At 67.2% G+C, this 16,534-nt stretch carries 15 protein-coding genes; 7 read left to right on the forward strand and 8 right to left on the reverse strand.

The genetic code is table 11. The features are described from left to right. Positions 1–8: 8 nt before the first annotated feature. Both ACLARN_RS15480 and ACLARN_RS15485 read right to left on the reverse strand, forming a co-directional pair. On the reverse strand, positions 9–671 hold the full coding sequence (locus ACLARN_RS15480; RefSeq protein ID WP_409492084.1) for a cation transporter: 663 nt from the start codon (positions 669–671) through the stop codon (positions 9–11). Then, complete coding sequence (locus tag ACLARN_RS15485) at positions 668–1,009, reverse strand: ArsR/SmtB family transcription factor (RefSeq protein WP_409492085.1); 342 nt, start codon at positions 1,007–1,009, stop codon at positions 668–670. Before ACLARN_RS15485 ends, ACLARN_RS15480 begins: the two co-directional genes overlap by 4 nt. 544 nt (positions 1,010–1,553) lie before the next feature. Between ACLARN_RS15485 and ACLARN_RS15490 the strand changes: the two genes are divergently transcribed. From ACLARN_RS15490 to ACLARN_RS15510, 5 genes are all read left to right on the forward strand, one after another. Beyond that, positions 1,554–2,975, forward strand: coding sequence for a family 2B encapsulin nanocompartment shell protein (locus ACLARN_RS15490; protein WP_409492086.1), 1,422 nt, complete (start codon positions 1,554–1,556; stop codon positions 2,973–2,975). Beyond that, positions 2,972–4,360 (forward strand): family 2B encapsulin nanocompartment shell protein, encoded by a 1,389-nt coding sequence (locus tag ACLARN_RS15495; protein WP_409492087.1) that lies wholly within the window; start codon positions 2,972–2,974, stop codon positions 4,358–4,360. Before ACLARN_RS15490 ends, ACLARN_RS15495 begins: the two co-directional genes overlap by 4 nt. Before the next feature lie 50 nt (positions 4,361–4,410). Next, positions 4,411–5,274 (forward strand): geranyl diphosphate 2-C-methyltransferase, encoded by an 864-nt coding sequence (locus tag ACLARN_RS15500; RefSeq protein WP_409492088.1) that lies wholly within the window; start codon positions 4,411–4,413, stop codon positions 5,272–5,274. Positions 5,275–5,299: 25 nt separating this feature from the next. Further along, the gene (locus ACLARN_RS15505) at positions 5,300–6,445 is read left to right on the forward strand and encodes a family 2 encapsulin nanocompartment cargo protein terpene cyclase (protein WP_409492089.1); all 1,146 of its coding nucleotides are present in this window, start codon (positions 5,300–5,302) and stop codon (positions 6,443–6,445) included. A 187-nt stretch (positions 6,446–6,632) separates the two neighbouring features. After that, positions 6,633–7,412, forward strand: coding sequence for a transposase (locus ACLARN_RS15510; protein ID WP_409492090.1), 780 nt, complete (start codon positions 6,633–6,635; stop codon positions 7,410–7,412). A 90-nt stretch (positions 7,413–7,502) separates the two neighbouring features. Here ACLARN_RS15510 and ligA read toward each other — a convergent pair whose 3' ends face one another. From ligA to ACLARN_RS15525, 3 genes are all read right to left on the reverse strand, one after another. Then, positions 7,503–9,494 (reverse strand): NAD-dependent DNA ligase LigA, encoded by a 1,992-nt coding sequence (gene ligA / locus ACLARN_RS15515; RefSeq protein ID WP_409492091.1) that lies wholly within the window; start codon positions 9,492–9,494, stop codon positions 7,503–7,505. 54 nt (positions 9,495–9,548) lie between these two features. Then, a complete protein-coding gene (locus ACLARN_RS15520) occupies positions 9,549–10,646 on the reverse strand; it encodes a calcium:proton antiporter (protein WP_409492092.1) in 1,098 nt (365 codons plus the stop codon). A 115-nt stretch (positions 10,647–10,761) separates the two neighbouring features. Then, positions 10,762–11,013, reverse strand: coding sequence for a hypothetical protein (locus tag ACLARN_RS15525; RefSeq protein ID WP_409492093.1), 252 nt, complete (start codon positions 11,011–11,013; stop codon positions 10,762–10,764). A gap of 289 nt (positions 11,014–11,302) precedes the next feature. Here ACLARN_RS15525 and ACLARN_RS15530 point away from each other — a divergent pair, with 289 nt between their 5' ends. Then, positions 11,303–11,836 carry a hypothetical protein gene (locus tag ACLARN_RS15530; RefSeq protein WP_409492094.1) on the forward strand — a complete coding sequence of 178 codons (534 nt, stop codon included), beginning with the start codon at positions 11,303–11,305 and terminating at the stop codon, positions 11,834–11,836. Between the two features lie 130 nt (positions 11,837–11,966). Here the strand turns inward: ACLARN_RS15530 and ACLARN_RS15535 are convergent, their stop codons facing one another. From ACLARN_RS15535 to ACLARN_RS15545, 3 genes are all read right to left on the reverse strand, one after another. Then, positions 11,967–13,442, reverse strand: coding sequence for a trypsin-like serine protease (locus tag ACLARN_RS15535; RefSeq protein WP_409492095.1), 1,476 nt, complete (start codon positions 13,440–13,442; stop codon positions 11,967–11,969). Between the two features lie 462 nt (positions 13,443–13,904). Then, positions 13,905–14,306 carry a hypothetical protein gene (locus ACLARN_RS15540; protein ID WP_409492096.1) on the reverse strand — a complete coding sequence of 134 codons (402 nt, stop codon included), beginning with the start codon at positions 14,304–14,306 and terminating at the stop codon, positions 13,905–13,907. A gap of 543 nt (positions 14,307–14,849) precedes the next feature. After that, complete coding sequence (locus ACLARN_RS15545; protein ID WP_409492097.1) at positions 14,850–15,683, reverse strand: helix-turn-helix transcriptional regulator; 834 nt, start codon at positions 15,681–15,683, stop codon at positions 14,850–14,852. A 101-nt stretch (positions 15,684–15,784) separates the two neighbouring features. Here ACLARN_RS15545 and ACLARN_RS15550 point away from each other — a divergent pair, with 101 nt between their 5' ends. Next, on the forward strand, positions 15,785–16,528 hold the full coding sequence (locus tag ACLARN_RS15550) for an SDR family NAD(P)-dependent oxidoreductase (RefSeq protein WP_409492098.1): 744 nt from the start codon (positions 15,785–15,787) through the stop codon (positions 16,526–16,528). Positions 16,529–16,534 lie beyond the last annotated feature (6 nt).

Here is a 16,534-nt window from a genome sequence, read left to right on the forward strand (position 1 = left end):
CGCTCCTTTCAGCAGCAGTGTTCACCGCGCCAGGCTTCGCGGCCTTCCTTGACCGCGACGGCGGCGATGACGAGCGCGACCAGCGGATCGGCCCAGTACCAGCCGAAAAGGCTGTTGAGCAGCAACCCGACGAGCAGCACACCGGAAAGATAGGTGCAGAGCAAGGTCTGTTTCGAGTCGGCGACGGCGCTCGCGGAGCCGAGTTCGCGTCCGGCGCGACGCTGGGCGTGCGAGAGGAACGGCATCACGAGCAGCGAGATCGCCGCCAGCACGATGCCGACGGTGGAATGCTCGGCGGGGTCGGCTCCGAACAGCGTGCGGACGGACTCGACGCCGACATAGGCGGCCAGTGCGAAGAACGACACCGCGATGACCTTGAGCGCGGTGCGTTCGCGGGCTTCGGGGTCCTTGCCGGAGAACTGCCAGGCGACGGCCGTGGCTGAGGCGACTTCGATGACCGAATCCAGGCCGAAGCCGATCAACGCGGTCGAAGAGGCGATCGTCCCGGCGGAGATCGCGATGACCGCTTCGACGACGTTGTAGGTGATGGTCGCGGCGACCAGGAGCCGCACGCGGCGTGACAGCACGGCGCGGCGATCCGAGTCCAGTGTGTCCGCCGTGTCCACTGTGGACGTGGTTGTGCAGCAGCCGTCCGCGCAGGTGTCGCTCACCGGAGCACCCGAAGGTCGGTCTCGTCGTCCACGCAGGGCTCCGCGGTATCGACGGCGAGCACGACCTGCACCAGTTCGCGCAGCGCCCGGGCGAGATGGGCGTCGGCGAGTGCGTAGCGGACCTGGCGGCCTTCGTAGGTCGCCACGACCAGGCCGCAGCCCCGGAGGCACGCGAGGTGGTTGGACACGTTGGAGCGGCTCAAGCCGAGCTGTTCGGCCAACTGGCCGGGATAGCTCACACCGTCGAGCAGGGCGACCAGGATCTTGCACCGGTTCGGGTCGGCGAGCGCGCGTCCCAGCCGGGCGAGCGCGGCGCCCTGGGTCTCACATGTCAGCACAGGCGAAACAGTACAGCATCGGCTGACATGTTGGCCGACTTGGCTTGTCGAGGGGCAGGGCCAGGCAAGGGCATCCGTGAAAATCCCTGTGGAACGGATCCTGGCCAAGCTCCGGGTCGCCGACTGACACGACGGAGTGTCCGGACGCGACCCTCTGTTTCGTCGCTGTCTGTCAAGCCATCCTCGAACGCGCACCGGCAGGCGACCCGAAAGTGTGCGCCTGGCCCACTCCAACGGCCGCATCACCGGCACGTCCAGGAGTCCCGAGGCGCCGCCGCCTAACACTTGAGAACATTTACTGGACCAAGCGCGTGGCGCAATTCAACGGTCGGGTCACGTTAACAAATGATTGCGCCAACAATGGCGAACCGGCATTCGAGTGGCCTTTTCTCATTACCCGAAAGTGCGCTTGTGCGGGCAAAACACCTTGCTATGTTGATCCCTGCGGGCCGTCACTTCGGGGAATAACCGGCGCACCGCGGTTTGAACGGATCCCGTGCGGATCTTGATTTCTTCACGCGACTATCGAAGGGTGGACCTTGCTGTGACCGTGACCGAATCGGACACTTCCGCCGAAGGTGTCCAGGGGGCGGGAAATCCGCAGCTGAGTTTGGGCCGGGCCGCCGCGCGCAACCTGGCGACCACGACCAAATCCGTTCCGCAGATGCAGGGCATCTCGTCCCGGTGGCTGCTGAAGATGCTCGACTGGGTTCAGGTCAACGGTGGCGCCTACCGGGTCAACCGCCGGCTCAGCTACGCGGTCGGCGACGGACGGGTGACGTTCTCGAAGGCCGGCACCGAGGTGAGCGTGATCCCGGCGGAACTGGGCGAATTGAAGCCGCTCAAGGGTTACGACGACGAAGAGGTCCTCGAAGAACTCGCTCGCCGCTTCGAGCAGCAGGAAGTATCCGCAGGCGACGTACTCGTCGAATTCGGGCACCGGGCCGACCGGGTCTACCTCATCGCGCACGGCAAGATCACCAAGAGCGGCCCCGGTCACTACGGCGACGAGACCGCGCTGGGCGTGGTCAAGGACGGCGACTACTTCGGTGCGCAGGCGCTCGTCGGCGACGACGGCATCTGGGAGTTCACCGCGAAGGCGGCCACGGCCTGCACCGTGCTGACGCTGACCCGTCAGGCCTTCGAGCACGTGCTGGAGCAGTCCGAATCCCTGCAAGCCCAGATCGCACAGGCCACACAGGACACGGGGCGTTCCAACGACTTCGGCGAGGCGGAGATCGACATCTCCTCCGGCCACGACGGCGAACCGCTGCTGCCGGGAACGTTCGTCGACTACGAGACCTCGCCGCGCGAATACGAATTGAGCGTCGCCCAGACCGTGCTGCGGATCCACAGCCGCGTGTCCGACCTCTACAACCAGCCGATGGACCAGACCGAGCAACAGCTCCGCCTGACCATCGAGGCGCTGCGTGAGCGGCAAGAGCACGAAATGATCAACAACAGCGACTTCGGCCTCCTGCACAACGCCGACTTCTCCCAGCGCGTCGCGACTCGCACCGGGCCGCCGACCCCCGACGACTTCGACGACCTGCTTTCCCTGGTATGGAAGGACCCCAGCTTCTTCCTCGCGCATCCGCGCACGATCGCCGCGTTCAGCCGCGAGTGCAGCAAACGGGGCATCTACCCGACCGGCACCGACCTCGGCGGGCACAAGGTGCCGTCCTGGCGCGGCATCCCGATCCTGCCGTGCAACAAGATCCCGGTGAGCCAGACCAGCACCAGTTCCGTGCTCCTGATCCGCACCGGCGAGAAGACCCAGGGTGTGGTCGGCCTGCGTCAGATCGGCTTGCCCGACGAGTACGAGCCCGGTCTGAACGTCCGCTTCATGGGGATTTCGGAGCAGGCGATCATCTCCTACCTCGTCAGCACGTACTACTCCGCCGCCGTGCTCGTGCCGGACGCGCTGGCCGTGCTCGAAGCCGCCGAACTCGGCCGCGAAGGATGACCGCCACGACGCCGGAGGCCGACCGGCGGCTCAGTCTCGGCCCCGCGGCCGCGCGGAATCTGGCCACGACCACCAAGACGCGGCCGCAGATGCAGAGCATCACGCCGCGGTGGCTGCTGAAGATGCTGCCCTGGGTCGAAGCGACCGGTGGCACGTTCCGGGTCAACCGGCGGCTCACGTATGCGATTGGCGACGGCAGGGTGAGCTTCACCAACGTCGGCACCGAGGTCAGGGTCGTCCCGCAGGAACTGGCGGAATTGGCTCTGCTGCGCGGTTTCGACGACGAGGACACGCTCACCGCGCTCGCCGACCGGTTCGTGCAGCACGAGTACCAGCCCGGCGAGACGATCGTCAGCCACGGTTCGCCGCTCGACGAGGTCGTGCTGGTCGCCCACGGCAAGGTCGCCAAGATGGCGCCGGGCGAGTACGGCAACGAGGCCGCTGTCGGCAGCATGGCCGACGGCGACCACTTCGGCGACGAGATGCTCGCCGGGATCGACCGGAACTGGCCGTTCACCGCCAAGGCCGTCACCCCGGTGACCGTGCTGACCCTGCGCGCCGACGACTTCGCCGACCTCAACGGCCGGTCCGAGGCCATGCGCCGGCACGTGCAGGACATGCTGGCACTGGGCACCAAACCCCAGAACGCCAAGGGTGAGGCAGAGATCGGGATGTCGTCCGGGCACGACGGCGAACCGTCGCTGCCCGGCACGTTCGTCGACTACGAGATCTCACCGCGCGAGTACGACCTGGCCGTCGCCCAGACGGCGCTGCGAGTGCACACGCGGGTCACCGATCTCTACAACGAGCCGATGAACCAGTTCGACGAGCAGCTCCGGCTGACCGTGTCGGCCCTGCGGGAGCGGCAGGAGCACGACCTGATCAACAACCGCGAGTTCGGGCTGCTGCACAACGCCGACCTCAAGTCGCGGTTCCAGACCCGGTCCGGCCCGCCGACACCCGACGACATGGATGAACTCGTCAGCCGCCGCCGCAAGACGAAGTTCTTCCTCGCCCATCCGCGCGCGATCGCCGCGTTCGGCCGGGAATGCACGCGCCGCAGGCTGTACCCGGAGGGCACCACGGTCGACGGCAAGGTGGTCGCCGCTTGGCGCGGGGTGCCGCTGCTGCCGTGCGACAAGATCCCGATCACCGAAGCGGGAACGTCGTCGATCCTCGCCATGCGGACCGGGGTCGAGGACAACGGCGTGATCGGACTGCACCAGACCGGCCTGCCCGACGAATACGAACCTGGCCTGAACGTGCGCTTCGACGGCATCACCGAACAGGCCGTGGCCACCTACCTGGTCAGCACCTACTACTCGGCGGCCGTTCTCGTACCCGACGCGCTCGGCGTTCTGGAGAACGTCGAGGTCGCGCGTTGACCCCTCGCCCCGCCGCAACGACACCGAACGCCCGAGAAAGGACCACGCAAGTGACCATTGCCCGCACTTCCGCTCCCCCCAAGGTTCTGCGGACGGAGTACCAGAAGTCGGTGGCGTCGTACTGGAACCTGGAGAAGGACCCGGTCAACCTGCGGTTGGGTGACGTGGACGGGCTGTACCACCACCATTACGGGGTGGGCGAGGTCGACTGGTCGGTGCTGGAGGGTCCCGAGAGCACCCGCGACGAGCGGATCATCGCCGAAATGCACCGGCTGGAGACCGCGCAGGCGGACGTCCTGCTCGATCACCTCGGCGACGTCAAACCGGACGACCGGCTGCTCGACGCCGGCTGCGGACGCGGCGGGTCCAGCATCATGGCGAACGCGCGGTTCGGCTGCCACGTCGACGGGATCTCGATCTCGGAGAAGCAGGTCGAGTTCGCCAACCACCAGGCGGACGTGCGCGGGGTCGCCGACCGGGTGCAGTACCACTTCCGCAACATGCTCGACACCGGCTTCGAAACCGGTTCGCGCAAGGGGATCTGGAACAACGAGAGCACCATGTACGTGGACCTGTTCGAACTGTTCGCCGAGCACGCGCGGCAACTGGAGTTCGGCGGACGCTACGTCACCATCACCGGGTGCTACAACGATGTGACCGGTGGCCGATCCAAGGCCGTCGCGCAGATCGACCAGCACTACACCTGCAACATCCATCCGCGCAGCCAGTACTTCAAGGCGATGACGGCGAACGATCTGGTGCCGATCTCGGTGGTGGACCTGACGGCGGACACGATCCCGTATTGGGAGTTGCGGGCGAAATCGTCGGTGGCCACCGGCATCGAAGGACCCTTCCTCGACGCCTACCGCGAAGGCAGCTTCCACTACCTGCTCATCGCCGCGGACCGCGTCTGATTCCGAGACCACCGGAGTTGAAGTGATGACGGAACACGGTGCTCTGGCCACGTTGCTGGCCGGCCCTAGCGGGCTGGGCACGTCCGCCGCGCGACTGGTGGCCCGGCTCGCTCAACCCCCGGCGGTTCCTCTGGTGGCGGAGGAGATTCCGTCGCCACCAGAGGAACCCGTCCTCGATCCCGCCTACGCGTACCGATCGTGGGGTGACGGTTCGGCGCCGCCGCTGTACTGCCCCCTCACCGAACGGATCAACGATCCACTCGGTGAGGAGGTCGACCGGCGGCTGATCGCGTGGGCGGGGGAGTGCGGTTTCGACGAGGAGGAATGCGAGCAGATCGGGAAAGCGGGCTTCGGCAGACTGGTCATGCTCGCGCACCCGGACTGCGAGGATCCGGACCGCCTGCTGATCTCGGCGAAGCTCAACGCTGCCTGGTGGGCGGCCGACGATCTCTACGCCGACGACACTTCGCTCGGTGCGGTACCGGCGGAGCTACCACCGAAACTCGCACTGGCCATGGCCGCGATGGACCCGGTGCCGTCCTTGGGCGAATTCAGCCGCGACCTCGACGAAACGCTGCGGAACGACCGGGTTCTGGTGGCACTGAACTCGGGTATCGAGTATCTGCGGGAGTCCGGGACGCCCGCGCAGGTGCAACGTGTCTGCTATTCGACCTTCGCGATGTTCGTGAGCTGGACCGCCTACGCGGCATGGCGCCACAGCGGGAAATACCCGCCGGCGTGGGAGTACCTCGCGGCCAGGCAGCACGACAGTTTCTACACGTCGATGACGTTGATCGACGTCCTCGGCGGCTACGAACTGACGTCGAACATTTACTACGACCCGCGGGTCCGAGAGGCGGCGATCCAGGCGGGGACGGCGGCCGTGCTCGTCAACGACGTGCACTCGGTCGCCAAGGATCTGGAGGACGAATCGCCGCCCTGCAACACGGTGCTGCTGATCGCCGACGACCGGAAGTGCACGATCGAAGAGGCCACGGCGATCACCGTCGAGCTGCACAACGACGTCGTCCGGGACTTCCAGGCGGCGCACGAGAAACTGAGCGCGGTGCCTTCCCTTGAACTACACCGGTTCATGCGCGGGTTGCGGGGGTGGATGGGCGGCGGCTTCGAATGGCACTCGACGAGTCCGCGGTACAAGCTCCGCAATTAGTCCTCTAGTTGCGATAGTTCGCGACACGAACCTCCGCAACTAGAGGACTAGTTGCGGTTTGGAGTGGGGCGATCGCGGCGCCCCCTGACCCACGCAATTCGTCCTCTAGTTGCGGTGGTTGCGCGTGCAAGGACCGCAACTAAAGGTTGTCCCGTAACGATGTCGCGTCGAGGTCGATGATCTTGAGGTGGAGCAGGTGATCAGCGCGGATCGGCCGGAGTGGGTGCCGGTGTTCACGGGTTTGTCGGTCGGGCAGTTTCGGAAGCTGGTGCGGGTCGTGGCTGGTCGGGGTGGTGAGCAGACCGGCACTGGCCGGCGATGGAGCCTGTCGTTGGCGGATCGGGTGCTGCTGACGGCCGTGTACTACCGCACGAACCTGACGTTTCGTCAGGTGGCGCTGTTGTTCGGGATCTCGAAATCGGCCGCGAACCGGGTGGTGGATCATCTGGCGCCACTGCTGACGCTCTCGCCGGTGACCCGCAAGCATGGCCCGGACACGGTCCTGATCGTGGACGGCACCCTGGTACCCACCCATGACCGCAGCATGTCCGCCTCCAGCAAGAACTATCGGTACTCGGTGAACATGCAGGTCGTCATCGACGCCGACACCCGCCTGGTCGTCGCGATCGGCGAACCCACCCCGGGCAACCGCAACGACTGCCGCGCCTACACCGACTCCGGCGTCGATCAGCAATGCCGGGGCGCGAAAGTCATGGCCGACGGCGGCTACCAGGGCAACGCGGAAGTGATCATGCCGTATCGCAAACCCCGCGAGGGACAACCACCGTTACCGCAATGGAAAGAGGACCTCAACACCGTCCACAAGAGCGTCCGCGCCCGTGTCGAGCACGCCCTGGCACACATGAAGACCTGGAACATCCTGCGCAACTGCCGCCGCAAACGCGACGGCGTCTCGCACGCCACCCGCGGCATCGCCCTCATGCGCAACCTGACCATGACCACCTGACGGCAGCGGATAGCACCGCCGTCACCCCCATACCCGCCAACACACTTGATCATTACGGGACAACCTTTAGAGGACGAAACGCAGCGAAGTCTAGACGACGCCTGCCGCGATCAGCTGCTGCCAGATCACGCCTTGGTCCACGACCTCGACTTCGAGCTTTTCGGCCTTGGCGATCTTGCTGGCCCCGACGTCGGCGCCGGTGATGAGCATGTCGGTGTTCGCCGAGACCGACGAAGCGGTGGTCGCGCCCGCCTTCTCGCACAACCGCTGGAAGGTCGGGCGCGGGACCTTCTCGCCGGAGCGGGGGTCGCTGATCGACCCGGTGACCACGACCGTCTTCCCTTCCAGCGGCGCACCGGCGACGACGACCGGCGGAAGGTCCTCTTCACGCACATCCAGCGAGACACCGACCTCGCGCAGCCGCTCGAGTTCGGGGCGCAGCCGAGTGAGGTGTTCGATCAGGGACGCGGCGACCTTCGGGCCGATGTCTTCCACGGCGACGAGACCCTCTTCGCCCGCGTCGGCGACGTCCTCCAGCGAACCGAACCCCGCCCGGCACAACCGTGCGGCGGTGCCTTCGGAGGCCATCGGGATCGCCAGCCCGATCAGTGCCCGGCGTAGCCCCACGGCTCGGCTCGCGTCGATCGACTCGATCATGCGGGTGGCGGAGATGTCGCCGATGCGGTCGAATTCCAGCAGCGTTTCCTTGGTGAGCCGGTAGAAGTCCGACGGGTGTTCGAGCATCCCGGCCTCGGCGAGCCGCTCGATCCAGACCCCGCCGATCGCGTCGATGTCCGCGGCCGCCCGTGAGGCCCAGTGGATCAGCCGCCGGACGGTCTGGGCGGGGCAGGCGACGTTGGTGCAGAACAGTTCCCGGCTGTTGCCCTGTTCGGTCAACGGCTCTTGGCACGACGGGCATACCGACGGCGGCACGATCTCGCGTTCCTCGCCGGTGCGTTTGGAGGCGTCCAGGACGCCCGCCACGAACGGGATCACGTCGCCGGCGCGGCGCACCAGCACGGTGTCGCCGATCTTGATGCCGCGGGCGCGGATGACCTCCTGGTTGGCCAGTGTCGCCCGGGTGACGGTGGTCCCGCCGACGAACACCGGCTCCAGCCACGCCACGGGAGCGATCTTGCCGGTCTTGCCGACATCCCAGACCACGTCGGCGAGCAAGGTGGTCTTCTCCTCGGCGGCGAACTTGAACGCCAGCGCGCCGCGGGGCGAGCTGGACCGGGTTCCGGCGGCGGCGTAGGCGTCGCGATCCGCCAGGCGCAGCACGGCGCCGTCGAGGTCGTAGTCGAGGTCGTGGCGCTGCTGCTCGATGGTCGTGATGACGGCTTGCGCCGCTTCGGCGTCTTCGCAGTGCCTCATGTCGGCGGCGGTGAACCCTAGCGTCCGCAGCGCGCCGTCGAGATCGGTTTCCGCACTGTCGGGTTCGGTGGAGAGGTCGAAAGCGAAGAACCGCAGGCGCCGTTCGGAGACGGTGGCCGGATCCTTGGCCCGCAGGGTGCCGGCGGCGGCGTTACGCGGGTTGATCAGCGGCTTGTCCGGGTGCACCTCGTTGTACGCGGCGAAGGTGGAGCGCAGCATGACCGCCTCGCCGCGCACCTCGACCCGTCCGGGCGCCTCGACCTTGTCCGGGACGCCGTCGGTCAGCGCCCGCACCAGCATGGTCACGTCGTCACCGGTGGTCCCGTCGCCACGGGTCACCGCCCTGGCGAGCCGCCCGTTCTCGTAGACCAGGGCCAGCGACAGGCCGTCCAGCTTCGGCATGACGACCACCGACTGCCCGGGGAAGCGGGCGAAGAACGCCTCGACCTGCTCGGGTTTGGTCGCCTTCTCCAGCGAGAGCATCGGACGCGAGTGCCGGATGGGCGCGTGCAGGACGGCGGGCGCGCCGACCTGGTCCAGCGGGTTCGGATCCGGCGTCAGCTCCGGGTTGGCCTCGATGAGCCCCCGCAACTCGTCTTCGATCGCGTCGTAGTCGGCGTCGGCCACTTTCGGCGAGCCCCGGTAGTAGGCGTCGCGAAGGACGACGATCTGATCGGCGAGTTCTTGGATGCGGTCCCGAGCGTTCACGGGGCAGAGATTACCCGTGACCACCGACAGAACACCGTCCGAAGAGGACTCGTGTCACGGGTTGATGGCGAGTACGAGGAACGAGGCCAGCAGTACCAGGTGCACGCCACCCTGGAGCCGGGTCGCCCGGCCGGGGACCACGGTGAGCACGCTGACCGCGATCGTGAGCGCGAGCAGCACGATGTGGGTCGCGCCGAGGCCCAGCAGCAGCGGTCCGTCCAGCCAGATCGACGCCAGCGCGATGGTCGGGATGGTGAGACCGATGCTCGCGATCGCCGAACCGTAGGCGAGGTTGAGGCTGGTCTGCATCCGGTCGCGCCGGGCGGCCCGCGTCGCGGCCAGCGTTTCGGGCAGCAGGACCAACAGGGCGATCACGACGCCGACGAACGACTGCGGGAAACCGGCCGCGCGGACACCTGCTTCGATCGCGGGCGACTCGACCTTCGCCAGGCCGACGACCGCGATCAGCGCGACCAGCAGCAGACCGAGGCTGGTCAGCGCCGCCTTGTTGGTCGGCGGCTCGGCGTGTTCTTCCTCCTTGACGGAGCCGTCGGTGTCGACCGGCAGGAAGAAGTCGCGGTGGCGCACGGTCTGGGTGAGCACGAAAAGGCCGTACAACAGCAGCGACGCGACGGCGGCGAAGATGAGTTGCGTGCTGCTGAAAGCGGGGCCCGGGGTGCTGAAGGTGAACGTCGGCAGCACGAGGGTGACAGCGGCGAGGGTGGCCACGGTGGCAAGGGCGCCGCCACTGCCTTCCGGGTTGAAGTGCGTCTCGCCGTAGCGGCGGGCACCGACCATGACCGAGATGCCGACGATGCCGTTCGTGGTGATCATCACCGCGGCGAACACCGTGTCGCGGGCCAGTGTCCCGGCCTCCGGGCCGCCGGAGGACATCATCGTGACGATCAGCGCGACCTCGATGATGGTGACCGCGATCGCCAGCACCAGCGAGCCGAAGGGTTCTCCGACACGATGCGCGACCACTTCGGCGTGGTGCACCGCGGCCAGCACGGTCGCGCCGAGGGCGAGCGCGACGATGGCCACCGGGATCGGGCCCAGATCACGGCCCCAGCTCAGCGCCAGCACCACTATGGCGAGGACCGGTGTGACGGTGGTCCAGGACACGGGGAATCGTCTGCGCGAAGCGGCCATGAGGTCACCTTCGCATACCCTGCGTGACATCGCCGCTCCATGCGGGGAGCAGGGTGACGAGGTTCTTAGCGGATGCCGACTCCGTCCAAAAAGCTCGCCCGCCGTCGGGCACCGCTCACGGAACGCGTGTGCCGGGGATCTTGATCGTGATCCGGTCGTCCGAGGCCACGATCCGCTGAAGCCGGAACCGGCAGAGGGTGTGGAACATTTCGCCCAGTTCCTCGGGGTCGATGCGGCCTTCGAGGTCGCGCTTGCTCGCGTTGAGCACCCGGCTGATCACGGCCGCGGGCACACGACCGCCGAACTCGCCCATCAGCCAGACACCGATTTCGCCGATCTCGTCCGTGATCGTGCACTGCGCGGTCATCAGCCTGACCCCTCGCCCGTCGGAGTGTCGCCGGTTTGCCCCGGCGACACTCCGACGGGCGAGGGGAAACCCCATGACGGGAAACCCGCGAGATTGCTCTACTCGGCGCAATCGGAGGTACGCGGGAGATTCGTGTGCCCACGTTCCGTGTTCGCCCGAGCGTCGGTTGCACGGAACGGTGCAGCGGCCCGGAGCGATCTACGGGGAAACCCCGATGCGATCGACCGCGGCGTATGTCAACCTCGGAAGTGACCATTGTGGACAGTGCGGAGAGGAGAGTACACGCGTAGTGGCTCCACCAAGGGATGAAGAGATCACGCAGTGGACAGCGGAGTTGACGGCCTTCACCGAGCTCTACCGGTCGGCGGAGGTCGCGGGATCGGAGGAAGCCGTCTCGCACGCGGGCTGGCACGCCGGGGCCCGGCTCGGGACGAGCACCGCGAGCGGGCGGCTGCTGGCCTACAACGATTCGGGTGTCGAAGCGGAGTGCGTTTTCCGGGAAGGAGACCAGCCGCTGTTCAACATCATGAGCCACGGCTACGGGGCCGACACCGCCGAGCGAGGGTTCGCGGTGTGGAGTTCGCGCCCTGGCGTGCTCGGAGCGGTCGACACCGGGGTACGCCGGTTGGAGGTGGCCGACGCGGACGGCGTCGTCATCCCGGCAGACATCGTGGCGCACACCTTCGCCGTGGACGTCGACCTGGGGTCGACGCCTCAGACGGTCGACGAGGTTTTCGCGCCGTGGGATCCACCGGAGCTGACGGTCCGGGTGTACGGCGAGGACGACGCGTTGCGGTACGAGGGTCCTTTGCTGAGTGCGTGACCGGCGCTCCCGAGTACATGAAGGCCCCCTTCCTTGCTCCATCCATGCCCCCGCCGCCGCCCTCAACGGACGCGCTGCGCGCGGCAGGTTGGCTCTGGCGCAAGGAAGGGGGCCTTCATGTACTTCGAGGTCAGCCGTTCGGGGTCGTGATGACCGCGAACTTCGAACCCTTGCTCGCGATCCGCTCGCTGAGATCGGTGGTGATCGTCTCGATCGGCGCGTAGTTGTTCAGTTCACCGGCCTGGCAGGGACCCGACCGGGACTGCTGGTTGCCGATCAGGATGCCCAGCGCGGCGTGATCGGCCTGGCTGAACAGCGGTCCGCCGCTGTCGCCCGGACGGGCGCACAGGTCGGTGTTGATGCCGACGTCCGTCGACAGGACACGACCACAGCGGGTCCCGACGAGGTAGCCGGCGCCCGCGCCACTGTCGACGGAATCGGGGTAGTTCACCGCGCTCGACGCGGTCCCGCTGGCGCAGACGACATAGCCTGCCTTGATATCGGCGAGCTTGCGGGTGCCGGTGATGTACTCGTCCACCGAGGTGGCCTGCGTGCCGCACGGGGTGTCGGCGTTGCTGTCCATGCCACCGTTGCGGCAGTACTTCAGCACCCGGTTGCGGCCGGTCTGGCCCTCAAGCCATTTCGTGGCCGCGGCGTCGTCGACATACGGCAAGGCCGCGTAGTCGTAGGGGTACGAACTCTTCTCGATGCCGTGCTGCTGCACGACCGCGTTGCCGTTGTGCTGGGTCGGTGTGTTGTTGGTCTTGGTCCGCATGCAGTGGCCCGCGGTCAGAACCCAGCCCTTGCCGGGGAAACCGCCGCCGGTGGACCGCAGGTTGAAGGCGCTGGTGCATCCGCCCCAGGTGCCGTCGTCCCGCTTCATGTCCAGCCGGATGCCACCGCGCATCGGACCGTAGTTGGTGCAATAGAGCGGATGACAGAAGCCGAGGTCCACGTTCGGCGTGGACAGCGCGTTCGGGTTCTTCAGGACACGGGAGACGACCATGCCCGATTCCGCCGCCGCGGCCTGGCGAGCGGTGTTCACTTCGGCGGTCACGACGTCGCCGGCGGCGCGCATGGACGCCTTCTCCTGCGCCACCCAGTCACGTTCCCACAGCACGACGCGGTTTTCGGACTCACTCACCGACGGCAGATAGACCGCTTCCGGTCCAGCGCCGACCTTGGCCGCGACACGTTCCTTCGCCGCCGTGAGCTGCTGCAACGAGTGTTGGACCTGTTGCGTGCGAACTCCGGCTCGGACGGGCATCGCCCTCAGATACGGCTCTGCCGCCGCGGGTTCGGTCATGGCCACGACCAGCTGGCCCTTGCCCTGGTCGAGCCACATGCCCCCGTACTCGGCGCCGCGATCGCGGCGCAGCAACTCGTCCAGTTTGCTGCCGTCTGTCTGCAATTCCAGACGGCGCAACGCCTCCCGCTCGTTCACCTGGTAGGTCTGGACGAGGTAGTGCACCGATTCCCGCACCGAAGCGGGGTCGAGCGCGGTGTGGAACGACTGCACGGTGTCGGCCAACGCCGGGCTGCCCAGTGCCGTGGTCGCTGCCAGCACCGAAACAGCCAGGGCCCCCAGGCTTCTAGCTCTCCGCACGAGATCTCCTCACATGTCAGGGACTTCGCGATCATTTAACCGGAGGGTGCCTGGTGGGTGTGGAGAGTTTTCGACAACGGGCCTTTTCGTCCCTTGAAATCTGTACTGGCGTCTCTGTTCGCCTGAAGTACGTGAAGGCCCCTTCCTGTACCTAGTGTCCTGAGTCCGAAGTTCGTGTCGTAGGTGCGGGGCAAGCACGTGACCCCGTTCGCCGCACTCGCGTGTTCAGAGACGTAACTCGCGTGCGGGAAGGCGGATCTCGCGTGTGCGGTCTCCCCGCACGCGAGATCCGCCTCTGAGCACGTGAGTGCGGGGTTTGATCCAGGTCCCCGCTCGACGCACGAACCTCCGGCGCAGGACACCAGGCGCAAGGAAGGGGACCTTCGCGGACCTGCGGACCTCGGCCGACCGAGATCGGTCGCCCCTCGCCGACGACTCGGCCGGCGCGGGGCGACGTCCGGGTTACAGGCTCGGCTCCCGCCGCTGTTTTCCTTGACGGGCCTTGACGATCCAGGCGCCGAAGAGGGTCAGGAGACCGAGGCAGGTCCCGGCCGACGCACCGAACTCCGGAGTGCTGATCTTCACGACGCCGACGATGATCCCGCCGCCGATCGTCAGCAGCAGGCACATCCGCAGGGTCGGGGCCCAGCCGGCGAGAACCGCCATCGCCAGGCAGAGCCAGCTGTCGCGGGTCTGCACTTTGCGATGGCGGCCAGGGGTCCTCAGCAGAGGCCGCGCCGCGCGGATCATTTCCGCGGAGGTGGCGACCCGGCGAGGCGGCTTTTCGACGTGCTCGATGACGACTTTGACCCGTTGGGGCGGGCCGTTGTCTGGTGTCTTCGCATTATCAGGCTGTAAGGTCACGACTGTCCTGTCCTTGTTCTAGCGAGCGGGCGAATGGACATCCGCGTGGCCTCCTGTGACAGCAGGGGGCCACGCGTGCGTTACCGGTTCTTTACTCGGTGCGGCTGAGAACATCTTGGCGAAAGCAGACTGTGACCGTTCAGTAGTACTGCGTGTGTCGCGCTGAACGGTATGCACGCGTCGCTCAACGGTCTGGGTGACGCCGAAAACTACTCAAGGTAGTCAGAGGCGCCGAACGGACGAGCGCCGTCAGGCGGGCTCGACAGTCCGGCGGCTCGCGTTCCCGGGATCGAGCCAGGTCACCACGATGTGCACCTGCGCACTGATCTTCGCAGGTCGGAGGCTTCATCGAGGACGCTGTGCGCGGAGTCTTCGCGAGTATGAAAGATGCTGATCGCAAGTGCGGGTTACCGCCAACTTCAGCCAAAGCTCGGCGAGCTTCGAGCATCCCTGCTCACGTTGGGTTCACTCGATCGGGCAGTTCGTCCCCCGTTGTCGCCCCGCTCGGCTCACGAACAGCGAGTGACTGCTCTGTTCGGGTGGTCACACTCCGGACATGTTTTCGCGGGCATGAAGACTGCTCAACAGTGCGAGGGCGTGAGCGCTGGGAGTGGCGGGTTCGGCGTGGTAGATGATCAGTTGCTGGCCGGGGGCGCTGCGCACGTCGAATGCCTGATAGGTGAGGACCAGCGGGCCGACGTCGGGGTGCACGAGGTGTTTGGGCTCGCGGGTCTTGCCACGCACCTGGTGGGTCTCCCACAGGTCGCGGAAGTGCGCACTACCTTCGCTGAGTTCTGCCACCAGGCTTCGCAGGCCGACGTCGTGCGGGTCGAAGCCCGCGGCCATCCGCAGGTTCGCCACGGTGGCCTGCGCGGTCCAGTCCCATCGTGCGTAGAACTGCTGACCAGCGGGGTCGAGGAAGGTCATCCGCGCGAGGTTGTCCGCCACACGGAAGGGCGAGAACAGCGCGTCGGCGAGGGCATTGGCGGCCAGTACGTCCAAGACGCGGTTCAGCACGAAAGCGGGAGTGTGCGGGTAGCCGTCCATGAGTTGCCGCAGTTCGGGGCTCACGGTCCGGGGCGACGGCGCGGGTGTGCTGTCCGGTGTCGCGCCGGCGAGCCGGAACAGGTGATCGCGAGCGTCGGGATCGAGGTCCAGTGCACGGCAGAGGGCGTCCAACACTTGCGGCGATGGGCGGGTTTCGCGGCCTTGTTCGAGACGGGTGTAGTAGTCGGCGTTCACCCCGGCGAGTACGGCGACTTCTTCGCGACGCAGTCCGGGCACCTTGCGCCGTCCGGAATAGATCACGCCCGCGTCTTCGGGGGCTCGCCCCGCTCGACGCGCGCGTAAGAACGCTCCCAGCTCACCACTGCCCATGACGCCAGGGTAAGTCGTCGCCTGCCCGGTTGGCTGGGTGTGGCACACCCAGCCACCACGCGTCCTGCCATCGCTTGCCGCCGTTGACGACGCTGGTCGGTATGAGAAACGAATTGGCGGGCAAGGTCGCCCTGGTCACCGGTGCCGCCCGCGGGGTCGGCGCGGCCACGGTCGCGTGGCTGCACGCCCGCGGTGCACGAGTGCTGGCCACGGACCTCCGGCCCGAGGTGGCAGACCTCGCCGCCCGGTTCGACCGCGTGTCCACCCTGGTCGGCGACGTGTCCCAGGAAGACACCGCGGTGCGCTCGGTGGCAGCGGCGATCGACCGGTTCGGCGGCTTGGACATCCTGGTCGGCAACGCGGGCCGGTCGGTGAACAAGCCCATCACCGAGACCACGGCGGCCGACTGGGACGAGCTGATGTCGATCAACGCCCGCGGGACGTTCCTGCACGCCCGGGAGGCGTTCCGGGTCATGCGCGACCACGGCGGGGGCGTGATCGTCACCGTCGGGTCGTTCGCCTGCACCGTCGGGCTGGTCGACGCCGCGGCGTACAGCGCGTCCAAGGGCGCGTTGGCGCAGTTGACCAAGGTGCTCGCGCTGGAAGGCGGCCCGCACGGTATCCGCGCCAACGTCGTCGCCCCCGGCGTGATCGAGACCGACCTGCTCGACAACTTCCGGGTCGACAGCCGCGAGTACCTGCGCTCCTTCGGCGACGCCCACCCTTTGGGCCGGGTCGCGCAGCCCGAAGAAATCGCCGAGGTGATCGGTTTCCTGGCCTCGCCGGGGTCGAGTTTCATCACCGGCGCGGTCGTGGCCGCCGACGGCGGCTACACCACAGCCTGAATCCCC

The organism is Amycolatopsis sp. cmx-11-12, from assembly GCF_046269425.1.
GTDB lineage: Bacteria > Actinomycetota > Actinomycetes > Mycobacteriales > Pseudonocardiaceae > Amycolatopsis.

Coding starts and splice junctions, on each gene's coding strand:
- ACLARN_RS15520 (WP_409492092.1), bottom strand. CDS start 10,646: ATGGCCGCTTCGCGCAGACGATTCCCCGTGTCCTGGACCACCGTCACA.
- ACLARN_RS15495 (WP_409492087.1), top strand. CDS start 2,972: ATGACCGCCACGACGCCGGAGGCCGACCGGCGGCTCAGTCTCGGCCCC.
- ACLARN_RS15525 (WP_409492093.1), bottom strand. CDS start 11,013: ATGACCGCGCAGTGCACGATCACGGACGAGATCGGCGAAATCGGTGTC.
- ACLARN_RS15505 (WP_409492089.1), top strand. CDS start 5,300: ATGACGGAACACGGTGCTCTGGCCACGTTGCTGGCCGGCCCTAGCGGG.
- ACLARN_RS15550 (WP_409492098.1), top strand. CDS start 15,785: ATGAGAAACGAATTGGCGGGCAAGGTCGCCCTGGTCACCGGTGCCGCC.
- ACLARN_RS15545 (WP_409492097.1), bottom strand. CDS start 15,683: ATGGGCAGTGGTGAGCTGGGAGCGTTCTTACGCGCGCGTCGAGCGGGG.